A 10,074-nucleotide genomic window follows, 5' to 3' on the forward strand; every position below is an offset into this window, starting at 1 on the left:
GAAGCTATTTTTGTTTGCGGTGACATAACCGACTTTAGAGGAGAGGACGTTCTCTCCTTCGAAAGGGTTGTTAGGGAGTACGAAGTTCCTTGCTTCGCTGTCCACGGAAATTGCGACGATAACTTAGCTATAAAGCTCCTTGAAAGCTCCGAAGTAATAACTTTTCTCCACGGAAGAAGCGTCGAGTTTAACGGCTTTCTAATCCACGGAGTTGGAGGATCGAACAGAACTCCCTTTTACACCCCATCGGAGTATTCAGAGGAGTACATAGAGAGCGTGCTGAAAAGATTTAACATAAGCGGGAACGACATATTGCTCGCTCACTGCCCACCCTACGGAATACTCGACAGAACCTACGAAGGAATCCACGCCGGCTCCACTTCGATAGCCATGCACGTTAAAAAGTTCCAATTTGTTTTCTGCGGTCACATCCACGAGGCGAAGGGTGTGGAAAGAGTTAAAAATACGATACTCGTAAATCCTGGCTCTGCCGCTTCTGGAAATTACGCTTTGGTTGATCTCGAAAAGTCGGAAGTGTACTTAAAGAACGTTTACGAGTAGTGGTGTTTCTGAGGATGAAGTTTTTCTATAAGCTCCGTGTCGAAGATGTCCCTTTCTTTCGGTACTTTTTCAATGTAGCCAAGCTTTTTCATAACCTCAAGCAGTTCCATCGTGCAATCTATGTATTCTCTCGGAAGTGAAGAACAGTATTTCGGACTAAGCGAAAGTATCTCCTCCATCGTTTTTGGATCAATTAACCCGTTAAAGTATTCACTCAAGCTCTTCGAAACCACACCTCTCGCCTCTTTGAGTAAATTGCAAGCCCATTCGTGTTTGATAAGGAAATCGGCAAGATTTATTCTCTCTAAAGCGCTCTTTCTTACCACTATCCCGTAACTCGGATTGAAGGGAAACAACTCCTTCGGGTGAAAAAATATCTTGGCTCCGTGTTTTTTTGCCAAAACGATAAGATTCGGAGTGCCGCAAACCGCATCAAGCTTCCCATCGATGTAATCTTCGAGAATCATATCAGCCCACGGATAATTTACCACTTCAGCTTCAATGTTCTCCTTTTCGAGTGTAGCCCTCAAGATCACGTCGTGAATGCTTCCCTTCGACGGAACTCCAATTCTCGCCCCTTCAAGTTTCCTTCCAGCTACAGCAGTTCCCTCAACATGTCCCCCAGCTACGCAGACTATTTCCAACCCCTTTGAGATTCCAAGAATCGTCGGGGTCAATCCAACGTAAGCCAGATCTATCTCCTTTCTCTCAAAAGCTCTTATTATATCCACGCCGGTCCCAAAAAGCTTCCATTCCGCTTCGATGATGTTATAGTGGCGAAGTACGTGGGAGGTGTGGTAAGCTGTGGATAAAAACCCTATTCTCATGAGCAGAGCTCTCCAACGAGGTAATTAAATTTTGCATCAACAACTTTAGCTTTGTAAAACTCTCCAATTCTCCCTTCTCCGAGCACTACCGGTCGATAGGAGTCTGCCCTTGCTAAAAGAGTTTCGTTTTTACCTCTTTTCGTGACCAGAACTCTCATCTTCTTTCCAACGAACCTCAAATTGTTTTCTAACCCAATTTCTTCGCAGATCTTCGTAAGTCTTCTGCTCCTCTCCTTCTTTATCCAGTCAGGAATGTCTTTGAGCTTCGCCGCCAAAGTTCCTTCTCTTGGAGAGAACCTCGTTATGTTCACGATGTCCGGCTTTACCCTCTTTACAAGCTCAATGGTCTTTTCAAAGCTCTCTTCGCTCTCTGTCGGAAATCCAACGATTACATCCGTAGAAAGCAGAACATCGTCGAAAGCCTTTCTGAAAGCTCTAACCACTTCCTCAAAGTCTTCTACGGTGTGATTTCTTCTCATGTCCATCAAAATTTTATTGTCTCCGCTTTGAACGGGCAAATGAAGGAACTTATAGATTTTTTCGCTCTTAAATGCCTCGATGAGATCGTCGAGAATTTCCATAGCGTGCTGCGGGTTCATCATCCCCACCCTAACCCTAAAGTCCCCTTCGATTTCAGCTATCTTTTCAAGCAAATCCGGAAGTCTGTAACCTTTATCCTTCCCGTAAGCCCCGGTGTCTTGGGAAGTTAACTGAATCTCTCTGTAACCCATCTCAACAACCCTCTTAACCTCCTCAACTATCTTTTCAATTGAAAAGCTCCTCAGCCTTCCCCTTGCTATTTTCGTCGCACAATAGCTGCAATTACCCAAGCAACCTTCGGAAATGGATACTATAGCTATCGCATTCTCGTTCAACCTGCATTTAACTCCGCTAATTTCAGCCTTATCGACTTTGCTCACGTTTATTATTTCAACTCTTTTACCATTCAAAACAGCCTTTACAACTTCGCCAATTCTGTGGACGTTGTCGGGACTTACAAGAGCGTCGGCCATTTCCAGCCTCTTTCTGGCTATCCTCGCCAAACAGCCAGCGGCGATAACTTTCTTCCCCATCCTCTTAATCTCCTCAATTCTCCTCAGAATCTTCCTCTCGGTGAATCCGATTACTCCGCACGTGTTTACAATCACAACATCTGCATTATCTGCCGAATCAGCAAAAGCATACTCTCGACTAAGCAATCCGCGCATGATGTCCGAATCAGCCTGATTCATCGTGCATCCATAGGTTTCGATGTAAACCTTCATTTCCAGCAATTTTACACTCTGCGGATATTAAAGTTGTTGGCTAAATTGTTTGTAGGCAGTCCATTTTACATATTTTTTACAGTAAGCCGATAGCAAACACTCAGGACAGTTTGGACTCTCCTCTAAACAAAAACCGTCTTCAAAAAGATAAAAAGCTCCATTGTCAACATAAAATGGCACTTTTCCGTAATCTCTTACAAGATTTTCGATTTTCGAGCGCATTTTACTTGCCTCGATTATGAAAGGTCTCCTCTTTTCATAAATCACTTCTCCCAAAAGCCCCGTTCTGCAGAATACTTTCCCTACATGACCATCCACAATCATAAGGGTATCCTCCAGCTTACACACTCCAATATCCCAAATTTCAGAAAAGAAGAATACAACCCAGTCTACAAACATCCTACAGGCTTTGGGATCGTTACCAACCCACCCAGCTTCAAGTACGGAGTGCTTCCTTAGAAACTCAAAAAGTCCAGTTGCACTGCACTCTTTGGGAATCTTCTGAAAGGAAATTAGAAGAGTGTTATCTCCCAAAGACCTTATAAATCCCTCATAAGCTTTGAATCTGTAAGCAAAAAGTGATATCGGTTTTATTCCACCAAGTTTCCCAACTCTGTAGAGTTCCGAGCCTTTCTCTCCAGCAACTTCTCTAAAAACGTCAAATAACTCAATTTCGGAAATTTTGTACGGAGCATAATACAATTCATCACCAAAAACTTCTGCTACTGTTTTGCAAAGCTCCCTAACTCTATCAACCCTCGCTTGCTGGTCTATGAGAGCCCTAAAAAGAGAATACCTTAGCAATTCTTCCCTATCTTCTTGGGGATTGATGTTTTCAGGAAGAGCAATATGATCCTTCCATCTTCTCAGCCATTCGTTCTTACCATAAACTTCAAGAGTGAGTAAAACTTTCTCTTTTTCAGTAGTAGACAGTTCATCTTGTTTTTCTTTTGGCACACAAAAGTCGTTATGAAAACATTTTTAAAACGTTATGCGTCTTAGAAGTGTTAGTGGTGTGTTATATGAGATACAAAAATGTTAAGAGGGTGCAAGTTACATTTTCCCAAGATCAGTGGAAATTGTTAGAAAAATTCAGAGGGATCATGGGAAACGATGATGCGGAAATCGTAAGGAATATAATTCTCGCGTGGTTGGCGGAAAAATCCATAATCTCCTCGAATGTTAGATCTAAAGAGGGAGAGAAGAGATGACAAAAGTCAAAATTATTTTCGGAGATTCCCAGAATATGAAAGAAGTGGAAAACGACAGCGTCCATCTCGTCGTCACATCTCCTCCGTACTATAACGCTCCTTTTGATTTCCCAGACTTATTCAAAGATTACGATGAGTACTTAAACACGCTCAGGAACGTCGGGAAAGAACTTTACAGAGTTCTTCAACCGGGAAGAGTTGCCTGTTTCGTTACACAAGACGTGCGGATAGAGGGGAAGTTGTACCCTATAGTTGCAGATATCATCGAAATTATGGTTCACGAAGTAGGGTTCGAATATCAAGAAAAAATAATCTGGAAAAAACCCGAAGGGTACATTAGAATAAGCAGAAGGAGCGGAGTCCTTCTTCAACATCCATATCCGATGTACTATTATCCGGATAACATATACGAGGAGATAATTATCTTCAAAAAACCAGGAGAATTCGACAGAAAAAGAGTTCCCCCCGAAATTAGGGAGATGAGTAAAATTGAAATTCATAAATTTCAAAAAGAAAAATGGTATCTTTCGGTTTGGGAGATTACAAACGTTCTTCCTTCCAATAAATGGAGCAAGTACACAGCTGCTTTTCCCGAAGAGCTTGTTGAACGGTTAATACGACTTTACAGTTATTACGGAGAGACGGTTCTTGATCCTTTCCTCGGAACTGGAACAACATGCTCAGTAGCGATAAACCTCGGAAGAAACTGCATTGGTTACGAAATAGATCTCGAACTAAAAGAAGCTATAGAAGAAAGGATTCCGAAAAGGACTCTTTTTGAAGAAATAGATGTAGAGTTCATAATCAGAGAAGATGCCAAAAGATTACGAACATTACTCAGAGAGAGGATAGAAAAAAGACTACACAACTCAGTTCAAGCAAGAAAACTTTAGGCTCTCAAATTCTGAAAACCCTCCCGGCTTTGTAAAGCCTGTTCATTATCGCCTTTCCAATTCCTTTCTCCTCAACACCCTGAATGATTATCACGTCGCATTCTTTATCGAGCTCTCTAAGAACGTTGAAGAGATTTTTAGCCATGTCCTCCAAACTTCTCCCTAAATTTTTGTAGATAACCTCGTCTCTCTTATCTTCCAAATTCAAACCAGCAATTCCAACCCTATACCCTTTTTTTACAAAATCTTCGGCAATTTGCATTGCTTTTTTAAAAAAATCCTTTCCAACGAGAACTATCGTCTCCGCATCCGGGGCGTAATGTCTGTATTTCATTCCCGGACTTTTAGCCACACTGAAGTCTTCAGCGTACTTCACATCAACGTACTCCTCCAACTCTTCCTTAGTGATCGCTCCCGGTCTAAGTATCTCTACAGGATACACTGTTGTGTCAACAACAGTCGATTCCAAGCCTATTTTAGTCTCTCCCCCATCTATGATCACGTCCACGAGATTTCCAAGGTCTTCAAACACGTGTTCAGCTTTAGTCGGACTCGGCTTTCCGCTTTTGTTTGCTGAAGGAGCGGCAATTGGAGTTTCGCTCAACTCTATAAGTTTCAGAGCCACCTTGTGGTCGGGCATTCTTATAGCTACGGTGTCAAGTCCGGCTGTAGTAATCTCCGGGACCTTTTTGTTCTTCATCACGAGGGTTAAGGGGCCGGGGAAAAAAGCGTCAATTAGCTTTTTTGCAACTTTATTCGGTTGAGCAATCTCGTAAATTTGCTCAACACTGCTAACGTGAACTATCAACGGATTATCCGCTGGTCTTTCTTTAACTTCGAAAATTTTCCTAACAGCTTTTTCGTTTAACGCATCTGCTCCAAGCCCGTAGACTGTTTCAGTTGGAAAAGCCACTAATCCTCCTTTTTTGATTACCTCCGCAGCTATTCCAATCTTGTTCTCTTCCAGATTTTCGGGATTTACTTTCACAACCCTCGTTTTAATCCTCATAGCTTTTTCACCATGTACTCAAACTCCCTTTTATATCCCCTTCTCCTATAATACTCCCTCACGCCAACCCCGCTTATAACAGCTATTCTGTCGTACTGCTCCTTCGCTATTTCCTCAGCCTGTTTTAAAAGCTTCTCTCCAAAACCTTTGTGCTGAAAAGCCTCATTTTCTTCCTTTCCTATCGGAACCGCTTCTCCGTAAACGTGCAGCTCTCTTATCAAGGCGCAATCCTTGAGGACATCTATAAACGGCTCGTCCGGAAATCTCAACCTTATAAAACCTATTAATACATCTTCGCTCGGAATTTCGTAGGAGATGAAGAATTCCTCTCCAGATGAGGCTCTGTATTTCCTCACTACAAGCTCGAAATCTTTTTCTTCAAACTTTTTAAGCTTCAACCCGGCTTCCCTACACCTAATGCACTTACACGAGTATCCCAGCTCTTTCAACCTCTCGTGGACGAGCTGTCTTATGTTCCCCTTATCTATTCCTATAGCAGCGTTAACCGGAATGTCACGCTGAATTCTCTGTATCCTCACGTATTCGGGAATGTACCTCTTAGCTCTCGCAATCAGCTCAACAACCTCTTCGGTCGTGTAGGGCTCGTATTCACCCCTTTCGTACATCTCGTAAAGCTTGGTCCCTCTAACGACTATAGTCGGATATATTTTTAGGTAATCCGGCTTGAACCTCTCGTCTTCGAACAGAATCTTGAACATCTTTAAATCTCTCTCGAAACCGCTCCCCGGCAACCCCGGCATTATGTGATACCCAACTTTGAAAGCGGAATCCCTCAAAAGCTTCGTCGCCTCCACAACCTCCTTCACTCCGTGCCCTCTGTTTATCTTCTCAAGAACGTCATCGTAAACGCTTTGAACCCCGAGTTCAACCTTCGTTCCCCCGTATTTTAGCATCTCGATTATGTGTTCTTCCTTGGAATAATCCGGGCGGGTTTCAAAGGTCATTCCGACGCATCTCGCCTTGGCTCTCTCGTTTTTGAGTTTAGCTTCTTCAACCGTCTTAGAGAGATCCAATTCTGCTTCGAAACTGTTCAAAGCCCTGTATATTCCGAGGATGAATTCATCTCTGTATTCCTTATCTCTCGCTATGAAAGTTCCTCCCATGACAATTACCTCAACTTTATCTACCGCATGTCCGATAGCTTTCAATTCCCCAAGCCTTGCAGAAACCTGTTTGAAGGGATCGTAGTTGAATTGCTTTCCTCTCTGAGCTGCTGGTTCCAATCCGATGTAGCTTTGAGGAGTGTTGAATTCTACTCCTCCCGGGCAAGGAACGCATTTGCCGTGGGGACATTTGGCTGGAGAACTCATGACACTAACCACTGCCACTCCGCTCAGAGTTCTGATCGGCTTGACTTTCAGAATTCTCCTAAGCTTTTCGTATCCTTCCAAATTCTCAGCGAATTTTAAGATGTCCGCATCACTCGGGAACTTATCGAGTTTAAATTTCTTCGCAAATTCCCTCTTTATTCTACCGATTACCTTTTTATCCTCCACTCCCCTTCTCAGAATTTCCTTAGCTATTTCTATGCACGCTGTCCTGTAGTCCATCTTTTGAAAGTGGAAATTGTTGAATTTAAAACTTTTATCAAGGAAACTCGCAACCTTTTTAATTCTTGGGACAGTTTGCCGGAGCATGAAATACGAAAAAGTAAAGCCGCCAGAAGAGGGGGAAAGAATAGAGTATAAAGATGGAAAGCTCATAGTTCCCGATAATCCGATAATACCCTACTTCGAGGGAGACGGGATTGGAAAAGATGTCGTTCCGGCTGCGTTAAAAGTTTTAGATGCTGCTGCGGAGAAAATTGGAAAAGAAGTCGTGTGGTTTAAAGTTTACGCCGGGGAGGATGCTTACAAACTTTACGGGACTCATCTGCCGGAAGACACACTAAATGCGATAAGGGAATTCAGAGTCGCTTTAAAAGGTCCTCTAACAACTCCGGTTGGAGGTGGCTATAGAAGTCTGAACGTTACGATAAGGCAGACTTTGGATCTCTACGCGAATGTAAGGCCTGTGTTTTACATCAAAGGTGTTCCAAGTCCGCTGAAAAATCCAGAAGTCGTAGACTTAGTGATATTCAGAGAGAACACGGAAGACGTTTACGCGGGAATAGAGTGGCCCAAAGGAAGTGAAGAGGCGAAAAAAGTGATAAAGTTTTTGGCTGAGGAATTCGGCATTCACATAAGAGAGGATTCGGGCATTGGCTTGAAGCCGATAAGCGAGTTCGCCACGAAGAGGCTCGTGAGGTTGGCTATAAAATATGCGATTGAAAACAACAGAAGGAGCGTTACCCTCGTTCACAAAGGGAACATAATGAAGTACACCGAAGGAGCTTTTAGGGACTGGGGATACGAGGTGGCTAAAGAAGAGTTCGGAGATAGAGTTATTACAGAAGAAGAACTATGGAACAACTACAACGGAGAACTACCGAAAGAGAAGATTCTGATAAATGACAGAATAGCGGACAACATGTTCCAGCAGATTCTTACGAGAACGGCAGAGTATGACGTACTTGCTATGCCAAATCTGAACGGCGACTACATGAGCGACGCTGCAGCAGCTTTAGTTGGAGGACTCGGAATAGCTCCGGGAAGCAACATAGGAGACGGAATGGGAGTATTTGAGCCCGTTCACGGCTCAGCTCCGAAATATGCAGGACAGAACAAAGTAAATCCGACAGCTGAAATTTTGAGCGGAGCATTAATGTTCGAATACATCGGCTGGAAGAAGGCTTCCGAGCTCATTAAAAAAGCCCTTGAAATGACAATATCTCAAGGGATAGTCACCTACGACATCCACCGGCATGTGGGCGGAAAGCTCGTTGGGACAAGAGAGTTCGCAGAAGCTGTAGTAGAAAATCTGCACTCCCTCTAACCACAACCCTTAAAAACACATATGTTTTAAAGCTTTCCAGCAGCCCGGGTGGTGTAGCCAGGCCTAACATGCGGGCCTGTCGAGCCCGCGCCTCGGGTTCAAATCCCGACCCGGGCGTGAATAACAAATTCAAACGCACGGAAACAAAGTTTGTTTTTTTAAATAGCTCTTCTAACAAAATATACGACGTGAAGGCAAAGGTCGACATGGATAAATGGAGAAGCATAGATTACGAAAGCAGGCTTTTGAGGGAAATAGAAAAACTGAAGAAAAGCAAGATTTCCAACAAAAACAAAAAGCTGATAATAAAATACAAAAATCACAGGCTTGCAAATGGTGTAAGCGCAGCGAGAGTGCACAGAGAAATTCAATCGTTAAGACTGCTTTGCGAGAACCACAGCGTAGAACTCGACGAAATAGACGACGAAAGTCTCGACGAAATTCTTGCAAATCTCGAACTTTCGGGAGCTAAGCTGAGTACGATTAACGAATATAAAAAAGCACTGAAGTACTTCCTTAAATTCCTTGGAAAAGAAGATCTCGCAGAGAAGATTAAACGAAAAGAGCCCACAGACAACGACTTAACAAGAGATGACTTGCTGACCGTGGATGAGGTTTTGAAATTGGTAAGCGTTGCAATGAACGAGAGAGACCCCGCTTTGATAATGTGCCATTTGGATTTAGCATGTAGACCTGAGGAAATTTTGACCCTCACCGTAGGAGACTTCGTCAGAGACTCGTGGGGAATAAGAGTGGAACTGAGAAGAAGCAAGACTTTCCGCAGATCACCACACCTCAGCTTCTCGCTACCATACGTTTCTAGATGGCTAAACGTGCATCCGCTAAAAAATGACCCAGAAGCACCTATGTGGTTGGATCTAAACGCTTTCAGAAAAGGAATAGTAAAACCGATAGACAACAACGCCTACAACAGAATCCTCGACAAGCTCTTCAAGAGGGCTGGAATACAGAAGAGAAAGAGATTCAGCCCTTACAAACTACGCCATACCGGGATTACACTATGGTCCACGTTACTCACGGAACAGCAACTCAGTAGAAGAAGCGGGCACATTCCCGGTAGCAAACATCTCAAAAGATATACAAAGTTAATCGACGAAGATACCGACAAAAAGATACTCGGAGAACTAAACATAATAAACGAAAGAGAGGCGGAACACTCTCTCAAACAACTCAAATTCCTCCATCAATTCTTTCTGCCTCATCAAAATTCGGTTGAAAAATATTCTGAAAAGGTAAAGTTTGCGGGTCTTCTAATTCGTGGAGCGACGTATTTAGCCGCTCTAAAAATCGGATTTTTCGAAGCTTAAAATACTGTCACATCGATTATATCCCTCCCGAAGCCCACGAACCCTATCCTTCCGTCGACGACTATCCTGACGCTCGCCCTGTAAC

10 protein-coding genes and 1 tRNA gene are annotated in these 10,074 nt (G+C 43.2%); 6 read left to right on the forward strand and 5 right to left on the reverse strand.

Features of this window, described 5'->3' with window-relative positions:
• Positions 1-561: metallophosphoesterase family protein (locus F7C14_RS04370; RefSeq protein WP_290900229.1), on the forward strand; the 561-nt coding region annotated here is incomplete at its 5' end.
• On the opposite strand, the gene F7C14_RS04375 is transcribed toward F7C14_RS04370, so the two are convergent.
• The 3 genes from F7C14_RS04375 to F7C14_RS04385 are packed head-to-tail and all read right to left on the reverse strand — an operon-like array spanning position 552 to position 3,610.
• Positions 552-1,388, reverse strand: a complete 837-nt coding sequence (locus F7C14_RS04375) for a DUF3834 domain-containing protein (RefSeq protein WP_290900230.1) — start codon at positions 1,386-1,388, stop codon at positions 552-554. The two genes, F7C14_RS04370 and F7C14_RS04375, sit on opposite strands and share 10 nt — an antisense overlap.
• Positions 1,385-2,653 (reverse strand): tRNA (N(6)-L-threonylcarbamoyladenosine(37)-C(2))-methylthiotransferase, encoded by a 1,269-nt coding sequence (locus F7C14_RS04380; RefSeq protein ID WP_290900231.1) that lies wholly within the window; start codon positions 2,651-2,653, stop codon positions 1,385-1,387. The genes F7C14_RS04375 and F7C14_RS04380 overlap by 4 nt, the downstream gene beginning before the upstream one ends.
• A gap of 27 nt (positions 2,654-2,680) precedes the next feature.
• Positions 2,681-3,610, reverse strand: a complete 930-nt coding sequence (locus F7C14_RS04385) for a hypothetical protein (protein ID WP_290900232.1) — start codon at positions 3,608-3,610, stop codon at positions 2,681-2,683.
• Between the two features lie 65 nt (positions 3,611-3,675).
• Between F7C14_RS04385 and F7C14_RS04390 the strand changes: the two genes are divergently transcribed.
• Complete coding sequence (locus F7C14_RS04390) at positions 3,676-3,864, forward strand: CopG family transcriptional regulator (RefSeq protein WP_290900233.1); 189 nt, start codon at positions 3,676-3,678, stop codon at positions 3,862-3,864.
• Between the two features lie 35 nt (positions 3,865-3,899).
• Positions 3,900-4,757, forward strand: a complete 858-nt coding sequence (locus tag F7C14_RS04395; RefSeq protein ID WP_290900234.1) for a site-specific DNA-methyltransferase — start codon at positions 3,900-3,902, stop codon at positions 4,755-4,757.
• Positions 4,758-4,761: 4 nt separating this feature from the next.
• Here the strand turns inward: F7C14_RS04395 and F7C14_RS04400 are convergent, their stop codons facing one another.
• Both F7C14_RS04400 and F7C14_RS04405 read right to left on the reverse strand, forming a co-directional pair.
• Positions 4,762-5,766, reverse strand: a complete 1,005-nt coding sequence (locus F7C14_RS04400) for an L-threonylcarbamoyladenylate synthase (protein ID WP_290900235.1) — start codon at positions 5,764-5,766, stop codon at positions 4,762-4,764.
• Positions 5,763-7,337: a tRNA uridine(34) 5-carboxymethylaminomethyl modification radical SAM/GNAT enzyme Elp3 gene (locus F7C14_RS04405; protein WP_290900236.1), complete on the reverse strand. Its 1,575-nt coding sequence runs from the start codon at positions 7,335-7,337 to the stop codon at positions 5,763-5,765. The genes F7C14_RS04400 and F7C14_RS04405 overlap by 4 nt, the downstream gene beginning before the upstream one ends.
• Positions 7,338-7,422: 85 nt before the next feature.
• Between F7C14_RS04405 and icd the strand changes: the two genes are divergently transcribed.
• The 3 genes from icd (at position 7,423) to F7C14_RS04420 (ending at position 9,989) form a co-directional block, all read left to right on the forward strand.
• Positions 7,423-8,661, forward strand: coding sequence for an isocitrate dehydrogenase (NADP(+)) (icd, locus tag F7C14_RS04410; protein ID WP_290900237.1), 1,239 nt, complete (start codon positions 7,423-7,425; stop codon positions 8,659-8,661).
• Between the two features lie 42 nt (positions 8,662-8,703).
• Positions 8,704-8,778: transfer RNA gene (locus tag F7C14_RS04415), tRNA-Asp, on the forward strand.
• 71 nt (positions 8,779-8,849) lie between these two features.
• Positions 8,850-9,989: a site-specific integrase gene (locus tag F7C14_RS04420; RefSeq protein ID WP_290900238.1), complete on the forward strand. Its 1,140-nt coding sequence runs from the start codon at positions 8,850-8,852 to the stop codon at positions 9,987-9,989.
• The last annotated feature ends 85 nt before the right edge of the window (positions 9,990-10,074 follow it).

This window comes from Ferroglobus sp., from assembly GCF_015521575.1.
In the GTDB taxonomy this organism is placed as follows: domain Archaea; phylum Halobacteriota; class Archaeoglobi; order Archaeoglobales; family Archaeoglobaceae; genus Ferroglobus.

Excerpts from the sequence above, each read along its gene's own strand:
- F7C14_RS04400 (WP_290900235.1), bottom strand. The coding sequence starts at position 5,766 with ATGAGGATTAAAACGAGGGTTGTGAAAGTAAATCCCGAAAATCTGGAA.
- F7C14_RS04390 (WP_290900233.1), top strand. The coding sequence starts at position 3,676 with ATGAGATACAAAAATGTTAAGAGGGTGCAAGTTACATTTTCCCAAGAT.
- F7C14_RS04375 (WP_290900230.1), bottom strand. The coding sequence starts at position 1,388 with ATGAGAATAGGGTTTTTATCCACAGCTTACCACACCTCCCACGTACTT.
- icd (WP_290900237.1), top strand. The coding sequence starts at position 7,423 with ATGAAATACGAAAAAGTAAAGCCGCCAGAAGAGGGGGAAAGAATAGAG.
- F7C14_RS04380 (WP_290900231.1), bottom strand. The coding sequence starts at position 2,653 with ATGAAGGTTTACATCGAAACCTATGGATGCACGATGAATCAGGCTGAT.
- F7C14_RS04395 (WP_290900234.1), top strand. The coding sequence starts at position 3,900 with ATGAAAGAAGTGGAAAACGACAGCGTCCATCTCGTCGTCACATCTCCT.
- F7C14_RS04405 (WP_290900236.1), bottom strand. The coding sequence starts at position 7,337 with ATGGACTACAGGACAGCGTGCATAGAAATAGCTAAGGAAATTCTGAGA.